Annotated in this window: 24 protein-coding genes and 1 riboswitch; of the genes, 5 read left to right on the top strand and 19 right to left on the bottom strand. The window is 53.6% G+C overall.

The features are described 5' to 3' along the window. Window positions 1-4: 4 nt before the first annotated feature. The 8 genes from FD34_RS07245 to pdhA all read right to left on the bottom strand — a co-directional run bounded on the left by FD34_RS07245 (window position 5) and on the right by pdhA (window position 9,346). The gene (locus FD34_RS07245; RefSeq protein WP_057808165.1) at window positions 5-1,216 is read right to left on the bottom strand and encodes an FtsW/RodA/SpoVE family cell cycle protein; all 1,212 of its coding nucleotides are present in this window, start codon (window positions 1,214-1,216) and stop codon (window positions 5-7) included. Between the two features lie 103 nt (window positions 1,217-1,319). Next, complete coding sequence (typA, locus tag FD34_RS07240; RefSeq protein WP_057808164.1) at window positions 1,320-3,164, bottom strand: translational GTPase TypA; 1,845 nt, start codon at window positions 3,162-3,164, stop codon at window positions 1,320-1,322. Between the two features lie 106 nt (window positions 3,165-3,270). Continuing rightward, on the bottom strand, window positions 3,271-4,038 hold the full coding sequence (locus FD34_RS07235) for an inositol monophosphatase family protein (protein WP_057808163.1): 768 nt from the start codon (window positions 4,036-4,038) through the stop codon (window positions 3,271-3,273). Further along, complete coding sequence (locus FD34_RS07230; protein WP_057808162.1) at window positions 4,038-4,325, bottom strand: UPF0223 family protein; 288 nt, start codon at window positions 4,323-4,325, stop codon at window positions 4,038-4,040. Before FD34_RS07230 ends, FD34_RS07235 begins: the two co-directional genes overlap by 1 nt. A gap of 108 nt (window positions 4,326-4,433) precedes the next feature. Further along, a complete protein-coding gene (gene lpdA, locus FD34_RS07225; RefSeq protein ID WP_057808161.1) occupies window positions 4,434-5,876 on the bottom strand; it encodes a dihydrolipoyl dehydrogenase in 1,443 nt (480 codons plus the stop codon). A 6-nt stretch (window positions 5,877-5,882) separates the two neighbouring features. Further along, entirely contained in the window at window positions 5,883-7,220 is a 1,338-nt protein-coding gene (locus FD34_RS07220) for a 2-oxo acid dehydrogenase subunit E2 (RefSeq protein ID WP_057808160.1), read from the bottom strand. Between the two features lie 45 nt (window positions 7,221-7,265). Then, window positions 7,266-8,243, bottom strand: coding sequence for an alpha-ketoacid dehydrogenase subunit beta (locus FD34_RS07215; RefSeq protein ID WP_057808159.1), 978 nt, complete (start codon window positions 8,241-8,243; stop codon window positions 7,266-7,268). A 2-nt stretch (window positions 8,244-8,245) separates the two neighbouring features. Beyond that, a complete protein-coding gene (gene pdhA, locus FD34_RS07210; RefSeq protein WP_057808158.1) occupies window positions 8,246-9,346 on the bottom strand; it encodes a pyruvate dehydrogenase (acetyl-transferring) E1 component subunit alpha in 1,101 nt (366 codons plus the stop codon). A 255-nt stretch (window positions 9,347-9,601) separates the two neighbouring features. Between pdhA and def the strand changes: the two genes are divergently transcribed. Next, window positions 9,602-10,171, top strand: coding sequence for a peptide deformylase (def, locus tag FD34_RS07205; protein ID WP_057808157.1), 570 nt, complete (start codon window positions 9,602-9,604; stop codon window positions 10,169-10,171). 40 nt (window positions 10,172-10,211) lie between these two features. Here the strand turns inward: def and FD34_RS07200 are convergent, their stop codons facing one another. Further along, window positions 10,212-10,682, bottom strand: a complete 471-nt coding sequence (locus FD34_RS07200) for a hypothetical protein (RefSeq protein ID WP_057808156.1) — start codon at window positions 10,680-10,682, stop codon at window positions 10,212-10,214. 138 nt (window positions 10,683-10,820) lie between these two features. Here FD34_RS07200 and FD34_RS07195 point away from each other — a divergent pair, with 138 nt between their 5' ends. Then, window positions 10,821-11,036, top strand: coding sequence for a DNA-directed RNA polymerase subunit epsilon (locus tag FD34_RS07195; protein WP_057808155.1), 216 nt, complete (start codon window positions 10,821-10,823; stop codon window positions 11,034-11,036). Between the two features lie 73 nt (window positions 11,037-11,109). After that, a complete protein-coding gene (locus FD34_RS07190) occupies window positions 11,110-12,051 on the top strand; it encodes a diacylglycerol/lipid kinase family protein (RefSeq protein ID WP_057808154.1) in 942 nt (313 codons plus the stop codon). 30 nt (window positions 12,052-12,081) lie between these two features. On the opposite strand, the gene FD34_RS07185 is transcribed toward FD34_RS07190, so the two are convergent. From FD34_RS07185 to lysA, 8 genes are all read right to left on the bottom strand, one after another. After that, a complete protein-coding gene (locus tag FD34_RS07185; protein ID WP_057808153.1) occupies window positions 12,082-12,288 on the bottom strand; it encodes a hypothetical protein in 207 nt (68 codons plus the stop codon). 139 nt (window positions 12,289-12,427) lie between these two features. Continuing rightward, the gene (locus FD34_RS07180) at window positions 12,428-13,846 is read right to left on the bottom strand and encodes a C40 family peptidase (protein ID WP_057808152.1); all 1,419 of its coding nucleotides are present in this window, start codon (window positions 13,844-13,846) and stop codon (window positions 12,428-12,430) included. 273 nt (window positions 13,847-14,119) lie between these two features. Beyond that, window positions 14,120-15,178, bottom strand: a complete 1,059-nt coding sequence (locus FD34_RS07175) for an aspartate-semialdehyde dehydrogenase (RefSeq protein WP_057808151.1) — start codon at window positions 15,176-15,178, stop codon at window positions 14,120-14,122. 25 nt (window positions 15,179-15,203) lie between these two features. Next, window positions 15,204-15,983, bottom strand: a complete 780-nt coding sequence (gene dapB, locus FD34_RS07170; RefSeq protein ID WP_057808150.1) for a 4-hydroxy-tetrahydrodipicolinate reductase — start codon at window positions 15,981-15,983, stop codon at window positions 15,204-15,206. A gap of 15 nt (window positions 15,984-15,998) precedes the next feature. Further along, window positions 15,999-16,916: a 4-hydroxy-tetrahydrodipicolinate synthase gene (gene dapA / locus FD34_RS07165; RefSeq protein WP_057808149.1), complete on the bottom strand. Its 918-nt coding sequence runs from the start codon at window positions 16,914-16,916 to the stop codon at window positions 15,999-16,001. A gap of 15 nt (window positions 16,917-16,931) precedes the next feature. Next, window positions 16,932-18,080: an N-acetyldiaminopimelate deacetylase gene (locus FD34_RS07160; RefSeq protein ID WP_057808148.1), complete on the bottom strand. Its 1,149-nt coding sequence runs from the start codon at window positions 18,078-18,080 to the stop codon at window positions 16,932-16,934. 9 nt (window positions 18,081-18,089) lie between these two features. Then, complete coding sequence (dapD, locus tag FD34_RS07155) at window positions 18,090-18,800, bottom strand: 2,3,4,5-tetrahydropyridine-2,6-dicarboxylate N-acetyltransferase (RefSeq protein WP_057808146.1); 711 nt, start codon at window positions 18,798-18,800, stop codon at window positions 18,090-18,092. Window positions 18,801-18,837: 37 nt separating this feature from the next. After that, window positions 18,838-20,151, bottom strand: coding sequence for a diaminopimelate decarboxylase (gene lysA / locus FD34_RS07150; protein WP_057808144.1), 1,314 nt, complete (start codon window positions 20,149-20,151; stop codon window positions 18,838-18,840). Between the two features lie 97 nt (window positions 20,152-20,248). Beyond that, window positions 20,249-20,431, bottom strand: a riboswitch (Lysine riboswitch). Between the two features lie 212 nt (window positions 20,432-20,643). Here lysA and FD34_RS07145 point away from each other — a divergent pair. Together FD34_RS07145 and dapF are read left to right on the top strand one after the other, a co-directional pair. Next, on the top strand, window positions 20,644-22,002 hold the full coding sequence (locus tag FD34_RS07145) for an aspartate kinase (RefSeq protein ID WP_057808142.1): 1,359 nt from the start codon (window positions 20,644-20,646) through the stop codon (window positions 22,000-22,002). Between the two features lie 16 nt (window positions 22,003-22,018). Next, window positions 22,019-23,011 (top strand): diaminopimelate epimerase, encoded by a 993-nt coding sequence (gene dapF / locus FD34_RS07140; protein ID WP_057808140.1) that lies wholly within the window; start codon window positions 22,019-22,021, stop codon window positions 23,009-23,011. 66 nt (window positions 23,012-23,077) lie between these two features. Here dapF and FD34_RS07135 read toward each other — a convergent pair whose 3' ends face one another. Both FD34_RS07135 and recD2 read right to left on the bottom strand, forming a co-directional pair. Further along, window positions 23,078-24,055, bottom strand: a complete 978-nt coding sequence (locus FD34_RS07135; protein ID WP_057808138.1) for a ribose-phosphate diphosphokinase — start codon at window positions 24,053-24,055, stop codon at window positions 23,078-23,080. Between the two features lie 86 nt (window positions 24,056-24,141). Continuing rightward, window positions 24,142-26,625 carry an SF1B family DNA helicase RecD2 gene (gene recD2, locus FD34_RS07130; RefSeq protein ID WP_057808136.1) on the bottom strand — a complete coding sequence of 828 codons (2,484 nt, stop codon included), beginning with the start codon at window positions 26,623-26,625 and terminating at the stop codon, window positions 24,142-24,144. Window positions 26,626-26,641: the final 16 nt, after the last annotated feature.

The raw sequence follows: 26,641 nt of genomic DNA, 5'->3' as shown, positions 1-26,641 counted from the left end.
CTTACTAATCTGTTGGTAAAAATGGTTCGCCGATTTCCAACTGGGCCTTATTCTGGCGAATACTGATGTTCATGATGATCCCCACCGTTGCCGAGAGGACCAGCATACTGGATCCCCCATAACTGATGAAAGGGAAGGTCACCCCAGTAATCGGCAGCAGGCCCAGGACCCCACCGATGTTAAAGAAGGTTTCAATCGTGAAGAAGGTGGCGGACCCATAGCAGATCAGGCTTTGGTACAATGACTGGCTCTTGACCCCCAGCTGGATCATCCGGCAGATCAGGACCAAGAGGAGAACCAAAATGACCGTCACACCGACCAGGCCGAGCTCCTCGCTGGTGATCGCCATGATAAAATCGGTGTTGGGCTCTGGCAGATACCCCATCTTCTGGACACTGTTTCCCAACCCGACGCCAAAAATACCACCGTTACTGATGGCGTAGTAGGAATTGACCAGTTGACTCCCGGACCCGCTGGCGTTACCAAACGGGTTCATGAAGGCGATGAATCGCTGAATCCGGTAGCCACCATGCAGCCACCCGTTGATGATGGCCAGTTGCAGGCCAAAGTAAACCAGCAGTGGAAAACCAATCACTGCGGTGATGGCCTTCCCCCAACGGATGTCACAGGCGAGAATCATCACGGCGATGATGCAGGCGTTGATCGCAAAGCCCCCCGTGTCAGGCTGAACAAGAATCAAGATCAGGTAACCCGCGGCAAGAATCAGTGGTCCCCGCGATGACTTGGAAAGCAGGAAGTGTTTCCCCTGCTGCCGTGCGCGGGCCATCCGGTCGGCCAGGTAGAGAATAAAGTAGAGTTTACAGAACTCCACCGGCTGGATATTGATCGGCCCCAGATTCAGCCACCCCTTGGCGCCGTTGACCGCTTTCCCAATCAACAGGACTACCGCTAGCAAGAAACCCATGCCGACGGTCGAATATTCGAGGAAGCGACGGTGCCGGTAGTGTTCAAGGGGGTAGTTGGCACAGAACAGGAGGACGAGGACCCCCAGGATGACATAGATGGTCTGCTTGATCAGGTAGGCCTGGGGCGTGCCCCCATTTTGCATCTGAATTGCCGCGCTTGATGAATAGACCATCACGATCCCGATCAGGCACAGAACAAGGTAGGGAACCATCAAGTAATAGTCCCAAAAATGAAAGTTTTGTTTAATTGTGGCCAGTCCATGACGGGGCCGCAGCTTTATCTTTTTCACGAAGTTACACCTGCTCCAACTAAAAGTATCCTTTTCATTATAGCATTATAATAGCAAAAACCCGAAAGGCATCACAGCACCTTTCGGGTTTTCTTAAAATTGATTACTTGCGTGAAGCCGCACGACGGCGCTTGGCTTCCTTTTCACGAGCATTCGTGTTCAGGATCTTCTTACGCAGGCGGATGTTTTCAGGCGTAACCTCACAGTACTCATCTTCGTTCAGGAATTCGAGTGATTCCTCAAGGGAGAAGTGGGTTGGCGTCTTGATGTGGGCCATCTCATCAGAACCGGCTGCCCGGACGTTGGTCAGGTTCTTACCCTTGGTGATATTAACCGTGATGTCATTTTCACGGCTGTTTTCACCAACGATCATTCCTTCGTAGACCTCCGTACCTGGGTCGATCAGAAGCTGCCCACGACTTTCAATCCCCATCATGGCATAAGTCGTGGCCTTACCAGCGTTCATGGAAACCAGGGTACCCTTTTGCCGACCTGGGTTCCAGTTCTTGATTACTGGAGCGTACTTCTCGAAGGTGTGGCTCATGATCCCGTAACCACGGGTCTGGGTCATGAACTCGGTGGAGTAACCGATCAAACCACGTGATGGTGCAAGGAAGATTAACCGGGTCTGGCCGTTTTCACCAGGCTCCATGTTCTTCATCTCACCCTTACGCTTGGAGAGACCGTCGATCACGGCCCCGGTGTATTCATCAGGGGTGTCAATCTGAACCTCTTCGAATGGTTCACACATCGTCCCGTCGATTTCACGGTAGATAACTTCTGGCCGTGATACGGACAGTTCGTAGCCTTCACGCCGCAGGGTCTCGATCAGGATGGACAGGTGGAGTTCACCACGACCGGAAACAGTCCAGGCACCTGGATCATCCGTGTCGTCAACCTTAAGGGAAACATCGGTCTGCATCTCACGCTTCAGGCGGTCTTCCAGCTGACGGGCCGTCACAAACTTACCTTCCCGGCCGGCAAACGGTGAATCGTTGGTCCGGAAAGTCATCCGCAGCGTCGGTGGATCAATCCGCAGTGGGGTCAGGGCTTCTGGGTGGTCTGGGTCGGTAACCGTCTCACCGACGTTGATGTCTTCCATCCCGGAAACGGCAATCAGGTCACCAGCCTTGGCTTCCTTAATTTCCAACCGCTTCAGACCGAAGAAACCGAACAGCTTGGTAACCCGGAAGTTCTTCTTGGTCCCGTCTAACTTCATCAGGGTAACGTTGTCGCCGACCTTGATCTTACCACGGAAAACCCGACCAATCCCGATCCGGCCGACAAAGTCATTGTAATCCAGGATGGCAACTTGGAACTGGAGCGGTTCGTCGGAGTTGTCAACTGGGGCCGGAATGGTCTTGATGATGGTGTCGAACAGTGGCTTCATCGTGTGTTCCTGAGTTGAAATATCAGAATCGTAACTGGAAGTCCCGTTCATGGCTGAGGTGTAAACCACTGGGAAGTCCAGTTGGTCTTCGTCAGCACCCAGTTCAATGAAGAGGTCCAATACTTCGTCGACAACTTCTTCCGGACGAGCACCCTTCCGGTCAACCTTGTTGATGACCACGATTGGGGTCAGGTGCTGTTCCAAGGCCTTCTTCAGCACGAAGCGGGTCTGTGGCATGGTCCCTTCAAAGGCATCGACAACCAGCAATACCCCATCAACCATCTTCATAACCCGTTCAACTTCACCACCGAAATCGGCGTGTCCCGGGGTATCCAGGATATTAATCTGGTACTTGCCGTACTTAACGGCCGTGTTCTTGGACAGGATGGTGATCCCACGCTCCCGTTCAATGGCGTTGGTATCCATGGCCCGGTCTTGGATGCTGAAGTGTTCCGGTAAAGTATCTGACTGCTTCAACATTTCGTTAACCAGGGTCGTCTTACCGTGGTCAACGTGGGCAATGATCGCAATGTTACGAATGTCCTCACGAGTTTTCAAAGCGTAATTCTTCCTTTCGTTTCAATCTGTTCATCTTAACCAGTATACACTGGTTAGCGACTGATTTCATAAAAAAACTGTGACAAACCGGTCACAGCTTCGACAACTAATCGGTGCGATCCAGAATATCCTGACCCGCGCGCTTCGTTGCTACTAATACAAGATTAGATGATAGCACACTTATTCCATCATCGTCAATTGATTTAACGCTCAATCCTAATTCTTCTGCCAAGACTCGTCCCGGGGCCAGGTCCCATGGCTTCAGGCGTGAAACGTATGCTCCCAATTCACCGGTCAACACGCCGATCATCTCCATCGCCGCACTGCCATACATCCTAAGGCCACTCGCCTGACGGGCCACCCGGGTCAGGTGGGCCACGTCATCTAGGACCAGTGAGGAGCTGATGGCAACCAAGATATCATGGAGACCAACGTCAGCCGGCCGTGTCAGCCGGCGGTCGTTCTTGAAAACACCCCCGCCGTTACCGCCATGATAGAGGTCCTGGTTGACCGCATCCATGATGTAGGCCAGGGTCGGCCGTCCGTCAACGTAGAGGGCCAACATGATGCCGAAGTGATCATGCTGTTTAACAAAGTTGAGGGTGCCGTCCAGGGGGTCGACGATCCAGACATGACCATCCAGGTCGTCAACCCGGCGGTCACCAAAGCCCTCCTCACTCAAAATCCGGCAGCCAGGATCAATCACCCGGAGCTGACGGTCAATCTCCTGTTCATTCTGCCGGTCGATCGTGGTCACCAGGTCGCTATAGCTGCTCTTGGTAGCTACCTGGTAGGAGCCATCCAGGTGCCGGAGGGTCTGACGGTTAACTCGACGCAGCATTCTTTGCACTTGTAAGTCAATCCCTTCCAGCATCAGCGCTCCCCCGCCATCTTGATCCGCTTAGTATCACCCTCCTGAGCCGCCTTGACGGCCCGGTAGAGGACGTAGCCGGATTCACGTTCAAAGTCACGACCGATCTGCTTCTCCTCAGCCTTGGAATTAACGACCTCTTTGAAGGAACGGTAACGTTTCAACAGTTCTTCACGATTGATCCCGACCTCGTAGGCATCCTCAACGGCCCGGAGCATCGCGATCACGGTCTCCATCTCGGTAGTTGACCAACTGGGGTTCAATGGGTAAGAGTAATTTTGGCTTTGCATATGACCACTCCTCTTCAGTACTTTATCCCTATTATAACCTTTAAACCAAAAATACGTTGTCGATTATGACAACGTACTTTGGATTTGATTAAGATGTTAGTAACTTAATTAAATGTGGGTTGGGAAGCCCATTGCAACGTCAGCAGCTTCTTGAATTGGTTCATTAAGGGTTGGGTGCGGGTGAATGGTTAAGGAAACATCCTCAACATTCATGCCACAGTTGACAATTAATGACAATTCACCGGCCAGCGTACTTGCTTCTGGCCCAACAACCTCAGCACCAACAACATTCTTCTTGTCCTTGGTGTAGGTGAACCGGACAAACCCATCAGGTTGGTCAAGTGATACCGCACGTGCGTTCCCGGCAAATGGGAACTTAGCGGTGGCAACCTCGATCCCCTTCTCCTTGGTTTCGTCAGCAGTCATGCCGACTTGGGCCAATTCAGGGTCAGCGAAGCAGACGGCAGGTACCCCTACCCAGTCATTGGCGGTGTTCTTACCGGCAATCGCTCCAGCAGCAGTCTTACCTTCAAAGAAGGCCTTGTGGGCTAAGGCAGGACCTGGAACAATATCACCAATTGCCCAGATACCTGGTACGTTGGTCCGACCCTGCTTATCAACGATCACTTGATGGTGATCGTTGAGCTTAACACTCGTCATGTCGAGGGCAAAGTTATCGGTGTTTGGCTTCCGACCAACAGAAACCATGCAGTAATCTGCCTTGATACTGTTTTCCTTGCCATCAACTTCGTAGGTAACCGTGACAGAAGAATCATCTTGGGTAGAGTTCTTGGCCATGGCTTTGGTGATAATGTCAATCCCCTTCTTCTTCAGGTTCTTGACAACGACCTTTACCATATCCTTGTCAAAGCCACCAAGGATACTGTCAGTACCTTCAATGATCGTTACGTGTGAACCGAGATCAGCGTAAGCACCAGCCAATTCGGTCCCGATGTAACCACCACCGATGACAACTAATTCCTTTGGAACTTCCTTCAGGCCTAAGCCACCCGTAGAGTCAATAACCCGACCTTCAAACTTGAAGTTAGGAATTTCAACTGGACGTGAACCAGTTGCCAAAATCAGGTTCTTCCAGGTAATCTTCTTACCACCGTCAAAACCCATGAATTGCTTTGAACCAGACTTCAGAACCCGGAGCTGGTGATCGTTGTCCATCATGGCAACCCCGTCGATAATCTCAACCTTGTGCTTCTTGAGCAGCATCTTGACACCACGGGTCATCCGGTCAACAACCTTATGTTGCTTCCAGTCTTGGGTCTTCTTAAAGTCAATTGTTGCGTCGGTCTTGGAAATTCCGTAGGTCGAGGCATCACGAGCTTCACGAAGCCGGTGACCAGCAGCAATCAAAGCCTTAGAAGGTACACAACCAACATTCAGGCAGACACCACCCAAACCAGTATGGTTAGGCTCACCTGTACCCTTTTCGATCAGGGTAACCTTTTGTCCTAATTCAGAGGCACGGATAGCGGCAACGTAGCCACCAGGGCCCCCTCCGACAATAACCGTATCTTTTTGTTCAACATCAGCCATATTTAATTAGCCCTCCATCATTAACAATTCAGGATCTTCAAGGAGCTTCTTCAGATAGTTCAAAGCTTCAGTAGCTAAGGCACCATCAATCAGACGGTGATCAACGGTCAGTGATAACTTCATGTTATGGCCAACAACAATTTCACCTTCAGCATTGACAACTGGTTCGGTAGCAATGGTACCCATCCCGAGAATAGCAACTTCTGGTTGGTTGATGATTGGTGTGAACCAGCCACCACGCATGGAGCCAATGTTGGAGATGGTGATGCAGCCGTGTGCCATACTCTCCGGACTAAGCTTGTTGTCTTCAGCAGCTTGTGCGTTGTCGGAGATTTCCTTAGCAATTTCAAACATGCTCTTAGAGTCAGCATTCTTGATGTTCGGGTTATACAGCCCGTGATCAGTGCTAGTAGCAATACCAATGTTGTAGTAGTGCTTTTGAACTAATTCTTGAGTGCTGTCATCAATTGAACTGTTGAATTCTGGGTACTTCTTCATCATGGCAATGAGGGCCTTAACAACGTAAGGCAGGAAGGTCAAGTGAATACCCTGGTCAGCAGCAACTGACTTGTACTTCTTCCGGTTAGCCATGATCTTGGATACTTCAGCGTTAGCGAAGACCGTAACCATTGGACTGATGTCGGCAGACTCACGCATGTTCTTAGCAATGATTTGACGCATCTTGGACAGTGGTTCACGAGTTTCAGCATCCTCACCAGCACCGGTGTAAGGCTTGATCGTGTTACCAGCCTTTGGAGCGGCGGCTGCAGCTGGTGCCTCGCCGGCAGCTGGAGCACTAGCAGCAGCGCCGTTGAAGTTGTCAATGTCTTCCTTCAGTACTTGACCGTGGTTACCACTTGGCTGTACCAAGGAGATGTCAACGCCCTTATCACGAGCGTATTGACGAACTGATGGCATGGCCATAACCAGCTTGTTTGGTTCAGCCAGTGGTGCAACGCCACCCTTGGCACCTTCAGCTGGCTTTGCTGGAGCAGCACTCTCGGCTGGCGCAGCAGATTCTTCCTCAGCTGGTGCCTCATCAGCAGCATCATCACCAGCATCGTCGTCATCATCCTCGGCTTCAACGTTGGTGCTTACACCGTCCTTGCCGTCATCGATTTCAACCAGGTCATCACCCTTTTCAACGTGATCGTCTTCCTTAGCATCCAGCTTAGTAACGGTCCCGTCAACTGGTGATACCAATTGGGTGGTTGATTTATCGGTTTGAATTTCTACTAATGGATCGTCGGCCTTGATCTGGTCGCCTTCCTTAACCAGGAATGAAGCGATGTCACCTTCGGTAAGGCCTTCACCCATTTCAGGTAGTCTGAATTTGTAAGCCATATTTATTTAACTTCCTTTCTAATTAATCGTAGCGGTTGGCTGTGATTAATAGTTAACTACTTGACGAGCTGCGTCTTCAATTTCCTTAGCACGTGGAAGCCATACGTCTTCTGCCATTGGGAATGGGTAGACAGAGTTAGGTGCGGCAACCCGGGTGATTGGTGCATCCAGGTACATGATGGCACCTTCGGAAATTGCGGAAGCAACTTGGGCACCAACACCGGCCATCTTTTGTGATTCTTGAACGACAACAACATGGTGCGTCTTCTTTACAGATTCGAAGATGGTGTCAGTGTCAAGTGGGTAGAGTGAACGAAGGTCGATAACTTCAGCAGAGATGTTGTCCTTAGCCAGCTTCTTAGCAGCCTTAACAGCTTCTGGAACCATCCCACCGTAGGTAACGATCGTAATGTCGTTCCCTTCTTGAACAACATTAGCCTTGTCCAACGGAACAGTGTACTTGTCATCAGGAACTTCACCCTTAACTGAACGGTAGAGACGAAGGTTTTCAAGGAAGAGCACTGGGTCGTTGTTTTCAATAGCGGAAATTACCAGACCTTTGGCATCGTAAGCGGAACTTGGGGTAACAACCCGCAGCCCTGGGATACCAACGAAGAAGTTTTCAAGGTCGTCCCCGTGGAGCTCAGCAGTGTGGGTACCACCACCGTAAGGAGTCCGGATGGTGATTGGCATGTTCTTGGTACCGTTGTATTGGAAACGTACACGAGACATCTGTCCGGCAATGGAGTCCATTGCTTCAAAGGTGAAGCCCATGAACTGAATTTCTGGAACTGGACGCCAGCCAGTAGCAGCCAGACCAATTGACATCCCTAAAATACCTGATTCAGCAAGTGGGGTACTGAATACACGATCCTTGCCGTACTTCGTTTGTAAGCCATTAGTAGCACGGAAGACACCACCGTTTTTACCAACATCTTCACCGAAGACCAAGGTCTTTGGATCTTCAGCCAAAGCAATGTCAATACCTTCAGTAATAGCTTTGATATATGTCTTTTTAGCCATGATTACTTCGACTCCTTTGCTTCGTACTCTTTGATTTGTTCCTTAATATCTGGGGTTGGTACTTCGAAGGTCCGCTTCAGCATGTCAGAAACCTTTTCTGGTTCAACAGAGTCAGCTTCCTTGATAGCCTTCTTGAAGTCGTCCTTGCATTCATCGGCGTACTTCTTTTCTTCGTCTTCAGACCAGAGGCCCTTCTTAGTTAAGTACTTACGAAGCCGAATCAGTGGGTCCTTGTCGAACCAAGGCTTTTCTTCTTCCTTGGTACGGTACCGACTAGGGTCATCACCAGCAGAACTGTGGGCACCGAACCGGTAAGTTAAGGTTTCAATCAGAACTGGGCCGTTACCGGCAGCAGCGAATTCACGTGCTTCCTTGGCAACTTCGTAACATGCCAGTACATCCATCCCGTCAACTTGAACGCCTGGAATACCAGCAGCAACACCCTTTTGAGCAATAGTTTGTGCTTCGGTTTGAAGCTTACTTGGGTAAGAAATTGCCCAACCATTGTTTTGAATAATGAATACGGCAGGTGCTTGGAATGCACCAGCGAAGTTCATCCCTTCGTAGGTGTCACCCTGTGAAGAACCACCTTCACCAGTGTAGGCATAAGCAACGGCATCCTTTTCACCGTTCTTCTTGATACCAAGAGCGGCACCGGCCATTTCAACCATTTGGGCACCAATGATAATTTGTGGACGAAGAGCACGAGCTTCGAACAGGTTACCCTTGAGGTGACCCTTGGACCACAGGTACATTTGAGCAACAGTAGCACCGTGTTGAATCAATTGTGGTATGTCACGGTATGCAGGGCAAAGGAAGTCCTGCTTCTTGAATGCTGATGCCGTACCCATTTCGGAAGCCTCCTCACCCCAGGTTGGAGCATAGAAGCCTAAACGACCTTGTTGAGAGAAGCTCATCGTTTGTTCGTGCAGTGCACGTTCCCAAACCATTTTCTTCATTAAGTCTACTAATTGGTCATCAGTGAAATTAGCCATTAATTCCTTGTTAACGACGTTCCCATCATTATCAAGAATTTGAACAGGCTTTGCGTATGCAGCGCCTTCATCGGCTTTAATCTTTGCAAAGTCAACAGCATTGGCCATTATAAAACATCCCTTCCCAAATCCAATTAACATCATGTAAGCGGTTGCCTACTTACATTTTCTAGTATAACTGTTTTTCGAGACAAAACAAGCGCTTTCATATACTTTTTACCGAAAAAATGACTAAAAAGTGCTTGTGAAAAGGTTATTTTAAAGATTGGCGTATTTTTTTATGAATCTGGTTTATTTAATTAGCTATTTCCGGTGAGTATGATAGTATTAATAAGATAGAGTATTTTTTGGAGGCGAATATCCTTGTACCTAATGAAGGACATTACTCGCGACGGTAACCCCGTCTTACGGAAGCGAGCCGCAAAAGTTGAATTCCCACTCTCGGAAGAAGATCAAGAGTTAGCCAAAAAGATGATGGAATACCTGGAGGTCAGCCAGGATCCCGAGCTGTGCGAAAAGTACAAGCTCCGCGCCGGGGTCGGCCTGGCCGCTCCACAGGTAGGGGTTTCTAAGCAGATGGCCGCCGTCCTAGTGCCACCGCTGGATAGTGACGACGAGGACGCCAAGCCCTTGTTCAAAGACGTCATCATCAACCCGGTGATCGTCAGTGAGTCCGTCCAGTACGGTGCCCTGACAGAGGGCGAGGGCTGCTTATCAGTTGATAAGGACGTCCCCGGCTATGTTCCCCGCCACGACCGAATCACCCTGCGCTACCAGGATGTTAAGGGCGAAAAGCACCAGGTTCGGCTAAAGAACTACCCAGCGATCGTCTGTCAACACGAAATTGACCACCTGCACGGCGTTCTCTTCTATGACCACATCAACAAGGAGCATCCCTTTGAGGCTCCGGAAGGCACGATCATGATCAGCTAAGATACAAAAAAGAAGCAATCGCGAACGGTTGCTTCTTTTTTTAATGCTTATCGTGATGGTCGAGACGCTTCAGGTCGCTGACGTATTCCATTGTTGACTCATTCAGCAAGTAGGCCACGTCGATATGGAGGATTTCCTCATATTCCCACCAGTCGGTCACCACAAAAACCGGTTTCCCTGGCTGGGCGGGCTTTAGGTCGTGCCGGTTGGCATAGTCGCCCAGGGCCGCCATGAGCTGGTCCCGATCTAGCTGAGCGCTGGCTTGCTTACGATCAAAATGATACTCAAAGGCCAGGACCCCCTTGCCCCAAACATCAGCCACCAGCTGGGAATTCAAGGTCTGATCCCAGCTCAGTAGCTTCTGCAGGCTGGCGTTGACCGCATCATCAGTCGTCTGTTGTGCACGATTGCGCAGCATAATCGTTGCCCGGTTAATCAGGATCCGGTGAATGGCTACGTATAGGCCAATCACAATGATGACAGCAACCAAACATACCCAAAATAGTCGCATACTATCGCCCCACTTTTATTTATTACTTGACTTAATAATACCATGTCGGTAAATTCTAGGACAGCATTGATTAGTTGTGCTAAAATGGATAGAGTAATTACAGTAAACAATATCTTTAAATAAGGGAGTTTTTACAGTATGACTTTCAAGGTATACTACCAACCGGATAAGACCAAGCGGCCGGTCCGTGAGAATACTCAATCCATGTACATCGAAGCCGACTCAGAGGCTGAAGCACTGCTGATGGTTGAGCACAACACCGATTACAACATCGAGTATGTTGAACAGCTTGATGACCAGGCCCTCGCTTACGAAAAGCAAAATCCTAACTTTAAGATTACGACATTTGATTAATGGGCGTTGATGGGGGTTGCGGCAATCATTTTGTCGCAACCCCCTTCTATTTTCAACTAAAGGAAGAAGAGCAATGCATTATTCAATCATCATTAATCCCCAGGCTGGCAACGGTACAGCCAAGCAGGCATGGCAACATATCAAGAGCCAGCTCGATGCAGCAAACGTTCACTATGACTACCAGCTGACCAAAGAGGTTGGAGATGCCGAATACCTTGCCCGTCGGATCGGTCATCGCCAATGGTCACAGTCACTGGTGATGATCGTGGTGGGTGGTGACGGTACCCTCCACGACGTCTTGAACGGTCTCATCAGGTCCACGCCGAATCACGCCGACCAGGTCCCCCTCGCCTACATCCCCATTGGGGTTAACAGTGTCTTTGCCAAGGGCTACGGTATCTCAATGGACCCAGATAAGGCCCTCCAGCAGATTCTCAGTGCCCACGAAATTCGTCGAATCAACATTGGCCACTACCATGATGCGATCAAGGACCAGGACCAATACTTTCTCAACAACCTCGGAATCGGTTTTGACGCCGCAATCATCAGTCGGGTGAACAGTCACTCCAAACGGCAACGACCACTCAGCCGATTCGGTTTCTTCCGTCACGCCCTTGAGGTCCTATATAATCAGCAGCAGGCCTTCAACCTGATGGTCCAGCAGCAAGGCAGCCGCGAGTTCTTCAAGAAGGCCTACATTGTGATCATCGCCAACCACCCTTACATGAGTGGTCACCTCCAAATTACCCCAGCCGCCGACCTAACAGAATCCTCCTTGGACCTGATCGTGGCTGAACGGAAAAACTGGCTGGTCACCTTCTGGCAAATCTGGAAGTTTACCCACGGCAAATTAGCCAATTCACGTTTTGCTAGCTACTACCATGGTCGCAGTTTCCACTGCACGACCACCTCACTAGAATTTGCCCAGGTTGATGGTGAAGAGATCGGTAACCAGTTCATGGACCTGCTAATCACCACCACCAGCTACCCTTTCTATCAACAAGCACAGAACTAAAAAAAGCATTTGGAAAATCCAAATGCTTTTTTAGTCTTCAGAGGCTTCCATCGCTTCGAGGATAATCTGCAAATTGCTGCATTCCTCACGCAATGACTGCATCTCATCACCATAGGTTGGTTGAACAACCACCGTTTGATTACCATGGTCGTCAACCGTCCCCTCATTTTGACAGAGGGCGTCAAGCCGCGCCTGGGCCTGGTTCAATTCTTCTTCAATCTCATGTTTATTACTCACTTTAAACACTTCCAATCTAGATTAGTAAATATTTAAAGCAATCAACAAATTGCATATAAACAAAATATCATGCCTGATCGAAAAAGTTAACCCCTGCGACGTTACACTTCTGTTACTTCATGGTGAAAATTCTCTAATGTTACTTAACCGTTCCGGCAAAGCTTGGCTGGAAGTATGGACTGATCGTGTAGGAAGCCACATTGGTTCCGGGCTTAGCCGCCGCAACGAATTGGTTGTTACCGGTGTAGATTGCACAGTGATACGTTGACCCGTGCTGGCCCCAGAAGAGGATGTCCCCCGCCTGGGCGTCACTGACAGCGTGCTGGTTAACGTGGCTTTCGAGGGCTACCGTGTTATGCGGCAGCTGCTTGCCCTCGGCATTGGCGTAAACGTAATCCACCAGGCCAGAGCAATCCATTCCGTTCAATGAGGAACCACCCCAAACGTAAGGGACGCTGTTTGAGTTCGCAACCTTGGTAGCCAGGCTAACCACGGAACCAGAGCTGAGATTCTGACTGGCGTTAGTCTGTGGTTGGGCCGACGCTGGTGTGGCCGGCTGGCTAGATTGCTGAACTGGTGCCTGACTGGCCGATTGTTGAGCCGGCGCTTGACTGGCTGCTTGTGGGGCGGCCTGCTGGCTAGCACTAGCCGGGGCCTGGGAGGCAACCGGCTGCGGTGTTGCCGAGCTAGTGTTTGCCGTTGTCGTGACGTTGGCACTGGCGGATTGCATTGGAGCTGGCGCAACGGAAGTCGACTGGACGTTGGCCGGCGTGGTGCTCGTCGCTACCGCGCTGGTCTGACTCGCCGTCTCTGCCGTAGTGGTCGTATCAGCGTTACTATTAGCAGCACTATTAGTGGTGGCAGCCACGGCCATCTGGTCAGTTGCTTCGGTACTAGTCGGGGCAACAGAACCAGCACTAGCACTTGTGGCCGGGGTCGTCACGTTTGCTGAGCTATCAGCTGCACTAACCGGTTGCGCTTGACTGGCGCTGGCAGACTGGACCGGCGTTGGCGTGCTTGTTGCTTCTTGACTAGCAAGTGGGGCGGCACTGGCCACCGACGTTTCACTCGTTGCTACTGGCTGAGTGGTAACCGCTGGGGTGGTAACAGTGGTCGAAACCGCCTGGCCATTAACAACCAGTTGCTGGCCGATGTAAAGCTGATCACCAGACAACCCGTTTAAGGCCCGCAGGTTGGCAACTGAGGTGTGGAAGTGTTGGGCAATTTTACTCAGGGTATCACCGGGCTTCACGGTATAGTGGCCGTTGGCATCTGCCTGCATCGCCTGGTCGTTGCTACCAGGAAGGGCGAGCTGTTGACCAGCATAAATCAGGTCAACACTATCACTAACCTTCTTGACAGTATTAGTATTGGCGTTTTCCAGGGCGGAAACGGTGGTCTGGTGCTGTTCGGCAATCTTCCAGATGGTATCCCCAGCCTTAACAATGACGTGGTTAGCACTAGCGACCTGGGTAGTTACCGCTAATGCACCTAAGGTACCGATTGTCCCGGCCAGCACGTTGCGGACCGCTGAACGATGGTGTGCTCGTTTTACCATAAGCAAAACTTCCTTCCTACAAATGATTTTGTACAAAAATAAATAATTAGTTAAGCATATAATGTCCACTGTAGCATTATTTGAACGATTAGTATAGCGAACATCTGGTCAGTTATCGGCTCAGGGGCCCGCTGGCTAATAAGGCGCTGGTCCTGTCCCCTTCAACCGGGCAAGACCAGCGCCTTCATCAAGCACCGAGCCGTCAACCGACTAATCCAAGCGTTCTTCGGTTTGCTCAATACAAAAAATTAATTATGAATTTTTAATCATGCTTTAGAGAAGACCGTCCTTGACCAGGCACTCGGCATTCTCAACCGTGTTCCAAGCAGCCCCCTTCAGGAGGTTATCGGCAACCACCCACATGTTGAAGGAACCCGGGTTTTCGGCGTCCGCCCGTAGCCGGCCGACGAAAGTGTCACGCTTACCGACGGCGTTCAACGGTTGTGGATAGACCTGGTGGGCCGGGTCATCCTGGAGGGTAACACCCGGGGCCCCCTGCAAGACTTCACGAAGTTGGTCAACGGTGACGGTCGGGTCATCGACCGTAAAGTAGACCGACTCACCATGGGCGATCGGAACCGGTACCCGGACACAGGTGGCGGTAACCTTGATGTCACCAGCGTCCATGTCGTTGAGCATAATTTTCTTGGTTTCGTGGATCATCTTCCACTCCTCGTGGGAGTAGCCGTCGTCCTCGAAGACGTCGATCTGTGGCAGGAGGTTGAAGGCCAGCGGGTAATGTTTCTTATCCCCCTTGGTCGGCAGAATCTGAGCATCCTCCTGAATGTCCTTGCCGTCTAGGTAGTCCTGGGCCTCATGCTTCAACTCGTTTAAGGCGGACTGCCCGGCCCCGGATGCCGCCTGGTAGGTGGAGACGATCACCTGCTTGAGACCAAACGCCTGTCGGATTGGCTCAAGAGCGACGACCATCTGAATCGTTGAGCAGTTCGGGTTGGCAACGATCCCATGATGATTCTTCAGGGCTTCCTCGTTAACCTCGGGAACAACCAGTGGCACGTCCGGTTTCATCCGGAAGGCGCTGGTGTTATCGACACAGACCGCCCCACGCTTGACGGCCTCAGGCAAGAGCTTCTTGGAGACACTGCCCCCAGCAGAGGAAAGTACTAGGTCGACCCCGTTAAAGGCATCTGGGGTGGCCTCCTCAACCGTGATCGGCTGCCCCTTAAACTGGAGCTGCTTGCCGGCGGATCGGCTGGAGGCCAGGAGCTTCAAGCTCTTAACCGGGATGGTAGATTGTTCAAGTTGTTGAATCATCCGGGTACCAACCGCACCGGTGGCCCCTAAAATTGCGACATTGTATTCCTTACTCATATAACGATTCTTCTTTCTGTCTGTGCTAAAGGATGTTCTCAAGGCCAATCACCAGTTGATCCAGCTGACAGATCTTTTCTAGGGCGACCTTGACCCCGCTCATGAATGACTGGCGGTCAAAGGAGTCCTGCCGGATAGTCAGGGCCTCACCGGCGCCCCCAAAGAGAACCTGCTCGTGGGCAATATAGCCGGGCAGGCGAACGGCATGGATCTTGATCCCGTGGTAGTCACCGCCACGGGCCCCGGCTAAGCTCTCCTGCTCATCCGGGTTGGTCTCGTGGTCAGACCGGACCTGGTCGATCAGCTTGGCCGTACTCAGGGCGGTCCCAGAGGGGGCATCCTTCTTGTCAGCGTGGTGCATCTCGATGATCTCCACGTCCGGGAAGTAGGTCGCCGCCTCCTTGGCAAACTTCATCAAGAGGACGGCCGACATCCCAAAGTTCGGGGCGATCAGGCCGCCCAGCCCCTGCCGCTGGCTGAGCCGGACCAATTCCGCCTCCTGGTCATCGGTCAGACCAGTCGTGCCGACGATCGGCCGCATCCCGTGTTGGAGAGCGAACTTGACGTTTTCGTAGCCGGCGTCCGGTAGGGTAAAGTCAACCCAGATATCAGCGATCCCGTCTTCAATCTCGGCCAACCGGTGGTAGACCTTGACCGCGGCAGCCAGGTGGTATTGCTCCGCCTGCTCAGCCGCCAGGTGGGGAGCCAGGACGGCTGTTAGCTGGTAATCCGGGAGGGAGTTAACCAGGTCAACGGCCTTCTGTCCCATTGCTCCGGCAGCCCCAGCAATTAAAACCTTTTTCATGCTCGTCACCACCCTTTACAAGTCCAACGGCAGGTCCTGGGTACTCAGCGAGTTAGCCGGCAGTTCCAGGGCGGATTCCAGGGCCCGCTTCTCCGGATCGTTTAAGGAGAGGATCGGCAGCCGGCAGCCGCCAGCGGCCAGGCCCTGGGCATTCAGGACCGCCTTGACCGGTGACGGTGACGGGTACATGAAGAGGGCGGCCATCTTTGGCGTCAGCAGACGCTGTAGCTGACCAGCTTTCTGGTAGTTGCCGGCGTAGAGTTGGTCATACATCTGCCGCATCTCCTTGACGTAGCAGTGAGAAGCCACGGAGATAACCCCGTTGGCGCCGAGAACACGGGCGGTCAGTGCCTGGGCGTCCTCACCGGTGAAGATGGCGAAGTCGTCAGCGGCGTGGTCGATGATGTACTGCATCTCTTCGAGGGAGGCACACTGCTTGACTCCGGCAATGTTTGGGTGCTGTGACAGTTCCACGACGGTCCGGGCATCCATCTTGACCCCGGTCCGCCCCGGAATGTTATAGATAATAATCGGGATCTTAACCTGGTCGGCGACGGCGGTAAAGTGGGCGATCATCCCCCGCTGGTTCGGCTTGTTGTACGGCGGAACCACCACCAGGGCGTAGTCGATCCCGGCAATCGCGGCGACCTCGTTAGTAAAGTCAATCGTCTCTTGGGTGTTGTTGGACCCGGTCCCAGCGATCACGGGTACCCGGCCAGCGATGATCTGACCGAACTGCTGGTAGAGGGCGATCTTCTCGTCGTGGGAGAGGGTTGGCGTCTCACCGGTGGTACCCCCGATGACGAAACCGTTACTGCCCCCGGCCAGGAGGTGCTCGGTCAGTGTCTTAAGGCTGGCAAAGTTGATATGATTGTCGCCGTCAAACGGGGTCACGATTGCGGTTAGTAAATCAGCGTCTTGTAATGTTGTCATCTTTTCATCCTCCAATTAATTCTCTTGCATCCGGTAGTTTAGGAAACCAGCAATGGCGTCAACACCCTTTTGGATGGCGTCCTCCTTTGGTGTCAAGGTGGCGGAGTGGAGCTGGGAGTCTTCGTCAACTCCCAGCCAGAACATCGTGCCCGGAAACTGGGCCAGCAGGTAGCCGAAGTCCTCCCCGGTCATCGCCGGGGCCGTCTCGATGAAGTTAACATCCGGATTCTGCTGCATATAGTCAATAAAACGCTTAGTCAAGGATGGATCGTTCTCGACCGGCCAGTAGCCGCCCTGGTTGAGCTCCAGGTCGACGTCCAGTCCGAAGCTGGTGGCAACCCCGTCACAGACGGCCTGCAGGCGGTGGTCGATATGCTCGATCATCTCCTGGGTGAGGCCGCGGATCGTCCCCTCAATACGGGTGTGGCCCGCGATGACGTTGCGGATCGTCCCACCCCGAATCTTGCCCAGGGTGATCACCCCACTGGCAATCGGGTCAATGCTGCGAGAGATAATCGTCTGGACCTGCATGATCAGGCTGGCGGCCGCGACCACAGTGTCATTGGCGTCCTGGGGGTAGGCTGCGTGCCCCCCCTTCCCGTTAATGTCGATGTTAACCTCAGTGGTCCCGGCAAACAGGGTTCCCATCCGACAACCGATCTCCCCGGCAGGTAGGTCGGGGTTATCGTGGAGGCCGTAGAACTCGTCTGGGTGCCACTTACCGGTGAAGATCCCCGCCTCGTAGGCCCGCTTACCACCGTAGTCGCTCTCCTCCGCCGGTTGGAAGAAGAAGAGCAGGTTGTCCTTGGGCTGGTGGGTACTGAAGAAGCTCAGCACTCCTAAGGCCACGGTCATGTGGATGTCGTGTCCGCAGGCGTGCATCACCCCCGGGTGGCGGGAGGCAAAGGGCAGGCCCGTCTGCTCCTCCACCGGCAGGGCGTCGATGTCGGTCCGGTAACCGATCGTCCGGGCTGGCTGACGGCCGTGAACCAGGACCAGGATCGCTGTCGGCAGATCGTCTGGCACCCGGATTTCCAGGTTGGCCTGGTTAAATTCGTGAATCACTTCTAATAGGTAGTCATGGGTTTGGTATTCGTGTAGGGCCAACTCCGGAATCTCGTGAAGGTGGCGCCGCACGTGAATCAGTTGTTCTTCCGTTAGCATCTGCTCACCCTACAGCTTCCTGAGGCCGTCTTCCAGGGCCGTCTTACTCTCAGTCTGTTGGTCGACATTCTTGATAAACTTGGCGGGTACCCCGGCGACCATCGTGTGCGGTGCCACGTCATGGGTGACGATCGCCCCGGCGGCGACCACGGCACCCTCACCAACGTGAATCCCCTCGATCACCACGGCATTGGCCCCGATCAGGACATTGTCATCAATTCGCACCGGCTGGGCAGAGGCAGGTTCAACCACCCCGGCGAGAACGGTCCCGGCACCGATGTGACAGTGCTTACCGACGATCGCCCGGCCACCGAGGATGGCGCCCATGTCGATCATCGAGTCGGCACCGATCTCAGCACCAATATTGATTGTGGCTCCCATCATGATGACGGCGTTGTCACCAATCAGGACCTTATCCCTGATGATCGCCCCCGGTTCGATCCGGGCGTTGATCCCCTTCAGGTCAAGCAACGGGACAGCGGAGTTGCGGGCGTCGTTTTCGACGTGGTAGTCGGCAATCCGGTCGCCGGCCTGTTCAAGGAAGGGCTGGACGTCTGCCCAATCACCGAAGATTACTCCACTGTGGGCCTCGGTGAAGTGCTGAACCCCTTGAGGAAATTCCAGATCGGCCAGGTTCCCACGCAGGTAGACCTTGACGGGGGTCTTCTTAGGGGCGTTACCGATGTAGTTAATGATCGTCTGTGCGTCTAATTTTGCCATGTTGCTAACCTCTTTCTACATATTTTATAAGGAATCATTATTGTTGTTCATAGGGCCGGTCTAGGTGCACCAGGTCGGCATAGCTCTCGCGTTCAATTACCAGCTGGTCATGGCCGTTTTCGGCGAAGACCACCGCTGGCCGCGGGTTACGGTTATAGTTGGAGGCCATCGCGTAACCGTACGCGCCGGTATCCAGCATTGCCAGTACGTCGCCAGGCTTGGTCGCCGGTAGCCCCTGGTCCTGACTCAGGATATCGCCGGACTCACAGTACTTGCCGGCCAGGCGAACGTGTTCCTCGATCGGGGCGTGGGGGTTGCTGGCCAGCACCGTCTCGTACTCGGCCTGGTAAAGCGCTGGCCGGATGTTGTCACCCATCCCCCCATCAACGGTTACATAGGGTTTCAATCCCGGTACGTCCTTGCGCGAACCCACCGTGTAGAGGTTATAACCCGCGGGGCCAACAATCGACCGACCAGGTTCAATCCAGATGGCCGGCAGGTCCAGGTTGGTCTTGGCTACTGCCGTTTTGATCGCCTTGATGATGGCGTCGACGAACTCCTCTGGCATCAGCGGGTGATCAACGCTGACGTAGCGAATCCCGAAGCCGCCCCCGACGTTGATGACCCGGGCCTGGTAGCCGTACTTTGCTTGCCAGTGGCTGGCCACCTCGACCAGCTTGTCAGCGACCCCTTCGAAGCCGGCCAGTTCAAAGATCTGCGACCCGATATGGGCATGCAGACCGAGCATCTCCATCCGTGGGTTAGCCAGGACCTTTTCCAATGCCTCATCCGCTTGGCCGGATGCCAGGTCGAAACCGAACTTGCTGTCGACCTGCCCCGTTTGAATGTACTTATTAGTATGGGCGGCAATCCCCGGGGTGATCCGGAGCATGACCTTGATTTTGGCGTCATTTTCTTCCAGAAGTTGGGACAGGAGGTCAGTCTCGTGGAAGTTATCCAGCATGATCACCCCGACATGGTGGTGGATCGCCATCGCCAGCTCGTCGGCAGACTTATTATTGCCGTGGAAGCTGACCCGGTCCATCGGAAAGCCAGCTTTGATCGCCGTGTAGAGTTCCCCACCGGAAACCACGTCGATGTGGGCGCCCGCCGCCGCAGCCACCTGATACATAGCAATAGCGGCGAAGGCCTTGCTGGCGTAGCTGACCTCGTAATCCACCTGGTTGGCCTCGAAGACCTTCTTAAAACGGCGGATCTGGTCACGGATCCGGCTGACGTCGTAAACCACCAGCGGTGTCCCATACTTGTGGGCCAGTTCGATCGCGTCACAGCCACCGATTGTCAGGTGGCCGGCGGCGTTAATCTGTTGCTCAGTTAATTGCTCATTCATCTTGTTCCCTCCTGTGCTGTCCGTAGCGGGGATTCGACTGATAAAAAAATCCACTGTCTGCGCAAACAAACAGTGGATCCCATTGATTATCCATTTCATCTGTCGATAGCGCAACGCAGGCTCCTATCCGTCCTGCGACAGTCCGTGACCTATTCGACCACGCCCCAGCCAACCCAGCCGTGCCTGGCTGAGCGCTTCGGCAGCCGCCCTGTTCACCGACCATCAATACTTGGCATCGTTCCGGTCGACTACTGGTGTTGGCTGCACCTCTTCGATTTATGTTTCTAGCTTATAATAAATTATGAGAAAGTCAATAGGCTAAATTAATTTTTATCAGGTTAATCTAATTCCGTTATATGAAGTAAAACGTTAACATTACGCCGGATTAGAATAATTATACTTGCTTATTTTAAGTTCCATGTTAGAATTCGATTAAAATAAGTCGACGATGATGAGGATTATTAATTATCCGTCCAAAGGAGTTTGAGAAAGATGAAAGTAGTTAAATTCGGTGGCAGCTCTCTGGCTGACGGGGACAGCTTCGCCCAGGCAATTAAAATTATCACGGCCGACCCTGAGCGGCGAGTGATCGTTACCTCCGCCCCCGGTAAACGCCACGCCGGCGACACCAAGGTCACCGACCTCCTGATCAAGTACGCCCGATCAGTGATCGACGGGCAAGCTACGGATGATGTCCTCCAGCAGGTCACCGACCGCTACCGGGCCATCGCCAACCACTTCCACTTACCGGCAAGCCAGTTAACACCGATCATCGACCGCCTCCGCGACCTGCCAAATGGGGACTACCCGAACAACCAATATCTGCTGGCCGCCTTCAAGGCCCACGGTGAGCGTTCCAACGCCCAGTTGATGGCCCTGATTCTCAACCACCTGGGTTATGAAGCCCGCTTCGTCACCCCAACAGCTGCCGGGATCCGGGTTTCCGGAACCCCAAACAACGCCAGCGTAATCCCCGAGACATACAGCCTGCTCGATCAATTTACGGCCAAGCAAAGTGAGCTCCTGGTCTTTCCCGGTTTCTACGGCATTACCCTGGCTGGCCACATTGCCACCTTCTCCTGGGGCGGCTCCGACATCACTGGCGCAATCCTGGCCCGCGGCCTACACGCCGACCTGTACGAAAACTTCACCGACGTCGACGCCATCTACGCAGCTAACCCCAGCGTAGTCGACGAGCCCCAGCCGATCCGCAAGATGACCTACCGTGAGATGCGGGAGCTCTCCTACGCCGGCTTCTCGGTCTTCCATGATGAGGCCCTAATCCCGGCAATCGAGGGCAATGTTCCAATCAATGTCAAGAACACCCACCACCCTGAGAAGTCTGGCACCCTGATCGTTCCCGACAAGGACTTCCAACCAAGCGACATTGTCACCGGGATCGTCAGTGGTAAGCATTTTGCGGCCCTCTACCTCCACAAGTACCTGCTCAACAAGCAGACCGGTTTCACCCTGCGGATTTTGGAAATTCTAGCCAAGTACCACGTTTCATACGAACACATGCCATCAGGAATCGACGACATCACCATTATCATGGACCGCAACCTGGTTGACGACCAGCTGATCGACACCATCTCCAACAAGATTCAAGAGGCGGTCAATCCCGACCGACTTGAGTGGATCAATAACTACGCCATCACCATGGTCGTCGGCGAAGGGATGCGTAACCTGATCGGGGTCATCAACGATATTCTGGCCCCCCTGGCCCATAACCACATCGCCGTACCGATGATCAATCAGGGAGCATCCCGAATCTCGATCATGATCGGTACCGACGACCAGGATGCCGACAACGCCGTCCGTGCAATCTACCACCGTTTCTTTGCCAACTAAGTTAGGAGGAATGTACATGCCAACCCTACTCAAAGTCCACGGTTCCCAGAACCAGTTCTTCATCCTTGACCAGACCACTCTTGATCAGCCATTGACCGACCCTGAGCTCCGTCAACTGACCCAACAGGTCACTAACCCCCAGACCGGACTGCTGGGCGGTGCCGACGGGGTTCTGGTGGTCGATCGACCATTCCGTCCAGGTGCCCAAGCCCAGATGCGGGTGATCAACGCTGACGGTAGCGAGGCTACCATGTGCGGCAACGGACTGCGGACGGTGGCCCGTTACGTTGCCAACCGTGACCAGCTTGACCAGTTCAAGGTCGATACCAAGGACGCCAGCCTTCGGGTCCGCAAGCAGGATGACCTGGCCCCCGGGGTGCCCGCCTTTGCCGTCGAAATCTCACCGGTCCGTTTCGCCAAGGACGCCCTCCCTTTTGATAACCTCGGCCACGACCGCCTACTCGACACCCCAGCACCAGAACTCTGGCCCCGCCTACGTTTCAGTGCCATTGCGGTCCCTAACCCCCACCTGATCAGCTTCGTTGACCGTCCGGCCCTCCAGGATGACGTTCTCGGCGTGATTGGCCACCGTCTAAACGGGAAGAACCCCTACTTCAATGACGGGGTCAACGTCAACTTCGCCCACATTCTTGGTCATAATCAACTCTTCGTCCGTACCTATGAGCGTGGGGTAGGCTTCACCAACGCCTGTGGAACCGGGATGTCGGCCACCAGCTTGGCCTTCGTCCTCCTCCACCCCGAGGCTGCCGACTTCGATCAGCCGATTGAGGTTTTCAACCCGGGCGGCAAGGTGCGGACCATCGTCCACTTCCAGAACCAGGAATACTGGATTGAACTGATCGGTAATGCGACCTTCACCCACGAGATTGTGGTGGATGAGGCGGATCTCCACCGGGCAGCGGTCCAGTGTCAGATCACAACCACCGGGGAGCAGGCAGCCTACCAGGCCTTTGTCAGCCAGCTCCCTCAGCTGGGTCTCATTGATTAACTAATATGAAAAGCGACGCAAACTGAAGCTAATCAGCTTGCGTCGCTTGTTTTTGGATAGCAATTCTTACTTGCGATTAAATAGCGTATCAATAGACTGATGATTATGGATGCGAACCATCGCCTCGGCCAGCAGGTCAGCCACTGACAACCGGACTAGCTTATCGAAACACTTCTCCTCTGGCAACTGGATGGTATCCGTGACGATCATCTTCTCCAATCCAGAGTCTTCCAGGATATTGACGGCATCACCGGAGAGGACGGCGTGGGTCGCAATCCCAAAGATCCGCTTGGCACCAAACTTCTGCAGGGCGGCAGCAGAAAGTTTCATCCGGACCCCAGTATCGACAATATCGTCAACCACCAGTGCAGTCCGTCCTTCGACGTCACCGATGACGTATTCCGGAACTTCCTGGCTGGTCCGCTCCCGGACCTCATCTGCCCGGTTGTCGACGATGGCGATCGGCGCCTTGATGTGTTCGGCAAACTTCCGGGCCAGGTTAACTCCGGCGTGGTCGGGTGAAACAACGACAACGTCATCCCCAGTCAGGCCATGCTGCTCACAGTAGCTGGCAAAGAGGCTGGTGGCTTGGAGGTGATCAACTGGAATGTCGAAGAAGCCTTGAACTTGGGCGGCGTGCAGGTCAATGGTGACCAGGCGGTCGATCTGATCCATTTCCAGGAGGTTGGCGATCAGCTTGGCCGTAATTGGTTCCCGGCTCCGGGCCTTCCGATCCTGGCGGGCATAGCCATAGTAGGGCATGACCACGTTGATCTTCGCCGCACTGGCCCGCCGCAGGGCGTCAACCATGATCAGGAGTTCCATCAGGTTAGTGTTGACCGGGTCCGAAACAGACTGGATCACGTAAACCTCACAGCCCCGGACACTCTCGTCAATCGTGATCTTGATCTCCCCGTCAGCAAAGTGGCTGATGGAGGCCTTACTCAATGGCAAGCCAATCCGGTTGGCAATGCTCTTAGCCAAGGGCCGGTTTGAGTTTAAGGCAAACAGGCGGACATTCTCAGCGTTCTTAATCTGCGTCATGTTTCTGTGCTCCTTTTAAGTCAATGCAAAAAATCCACCTTCATTATCGCAACAAATGAATGGTTGATTAAGTTAAATTTACGTTACTAGCAGTTATCAGGGGTGAGACCAGCCATCCCGATCATCGGGTCGATTTGCTGATCTTCAATCATCGCCGCCGTCAGGATAGCTGGCTGATCGGGAGCTGGGGATTGGGCGACCGGTTCTAACACATCGGTACTCTTAATCTGCGGCACCACCTGCGAGGCAGCATGCTGGGGCCGTGCGATGGGCTTATCCAGCGGTGACTTCAACTGATCATGGCGCTGCCAGACCGTCACCAGCCGTTGCGGCAGGGACGTTTGCCGATTCTCACCCGTGTGCTGGGTGGCCGTCACCAGGGCGGCTGGTTCACCGATTAAAACCAGCTTCTCGGCTGCCCGGGTCACTGCCGTGTAGACCAGATTCCGCTGAAGCATCCGGCTAAACTGCCGGACCAGGGGCAAAAGGACCATCTTGAACTGACTCCCCTGGGCCTTATGAATTGAGATACAGTAGGCCAGACGGATCTGCGTCCATTCCTGACGACCGTAATTGACCTCGTTACCATCGAAGTCAATCGTGATCGTATCGGTCCGCTCCCCCCCCTTCTTGGCCCCCGTCTCGACGGCCGTGATCTGACCAATGTCGCCATTGAAGACGTTGTTCTCCGGGCTATTGACTAGCTGGAGGACCTTATCTCCCACCCGGAAGATCTGCCCCCGGAACGCGACCTCCTGCTTGCCCTTGGCCGGCGGATTATAGGACTGCTGGGCAAGCTGGTTGAGGTTGTCGACCCCGGCCTGGCCGCGATACATCGGGGCCAGAATCTGAACATCGGCAGCGGTGTAACCCCGCTTGGCCGACAGGGTGATGATCTGGTTAATGATGCTTGGCACCTGGGGGGTATGACACTTGATGAAGGAACGATCCGGCAGGCGGTTGGTCAGGTCGGCCGGCAGGTGTCCCTCCTTGATGGCATGGGCCAATGGGATGATGGTCGAATCGGCCGCCTGCCGGTGAATGTTGGTCAATTCCACCCGGGGGATCTCCGGAAAGCTAAGCAGGTCGTGGAAGACCTGACCGGGACTGACCGAGGGCAGCTGGTCCTTATCGCCAACCAGGACGACGTGCATCGCGGTCGGAATCGCCTGGACCAGGGTCTTGAAGAGGAGGGTGTCGACCATTGACATCTCATCAATGATCAGCAGTGCCCCCTTGATGTCCCGGGCGTTCATGTCGGTCGGCAGCTCACGCCCGTTGAGCCCCAGCATCCGATGAATGGTGCTGGCCGGCAGGTCGGTCGCCTCGCTCATCCGTTTGGCAGCCCGGCCGGTTGGGGCGGCCAGCAGGACCGGGAAGGCGTTGTCCTTATATTCATCCAGGTCAAGGGAAATCTGGTGCAGACGGGCATAGGCCGCCACGATCCCCTTGATAATTGTGGTCTTACCGGTCCCAGGCCCCCCGGTCAACAGCATCACCTTATGGTTGAGGGCCATCTTGATTGCCCGCTCCTGAACCGGGTCATACTTGATCCCGGTCTGGACACTGACCTTATCGACGGTCTGGTCAACCGTCTTCTGGTCGAGTTCCTCTTCTGGGGCGTTCATCAACCGGTGCAGGTGATCGGCAATCTGCCACTCCGCCTTGTAGAGGGACGCCGGGTATATTCGCTGGTCCTCATAGTTGATGGCGTCCTTTTTCTCCAAGGCCACGATCTGATCCGAAATCGCATTTACGCCAACCTGCCCGGCTCCGCTCTCGTTAAGCAGGCGGACCGTCTGCGAAAGGAGGGGCTGGCTGCTGGTGTAGGTATCCCCGGTGGCCATCATCAAATCATCGAGGCTCTGGAAGATGGCCGCCGTGATCCGCCGGGGGTCATCGGGGGCGATCTTCATCTGGTTTGCCACCTGGTCAGCCCGCTTAAAGCTGATCCCGTCAATGTCTTGGGCCAACTTGTAAGGGTTCCCCCGGATTACGTGGAGGGTCTCGTCGCCATACTTGTCAAAGATGGTGCTACTGAGGTTGCTCCCGAAGCCCAGGTCATTCAGCCCGATGATGATCTGGTCCATCCCCTGGCTGGCCTGGAGGTTCTCGATGATCGACTGTTTAACCCCGTGGCGGAGAGTGATTGAATCCAGCACGTGGGGGTCACGGTTGATCTTCGCGATGGCGTCCGTCCCCAAGGTGTCGACGATCTTCTCGGCCGTTTTCTTGCCGACCCCACTAAACTGCTTGCCAGACAGGAAGTCGATCAACCCGTCCCGACTGGTCGGCTGGTTGATATGGTAGGACTGGGCCTGAAACTGACGACCGTAGCGCGGATGGTCGACCAGCTGACCCTCAAAGCGATAGGTGCGATCGTCGCTGAGGTCGCCGAAACTCCCGGTGACGGTGATCTCAGTCTCATTCCAGTCAAAATTAGCCTCCTCCACCGAGACAATCAGGACTTTATAAAAGGAGTCTGGGCTGGTGAAAATTTCCGACTGGACCTGCCCAACAAAAAAAGACGGCTCCGTCGGCGTCTTAAATAGATCCATTTCAGCTGCCATTGAAGTCATCCTTTCC

The sequence above is a fragment of the Limosilactobacillus pontis DSM 8475 genome (assembly GCF_001435345.1).
Lineage (GTDB): Bacteria > Bacillota > Bacilli > Lactobacillales > Lactobacillaceae > Limosilactobacillus > Limosilactobacillus pontis.
The sequence above is the reverse complement of the archived record's forward strand: the minus strand, read 5'-3'. Positions and strand labels throughout refer to the sequence as shown.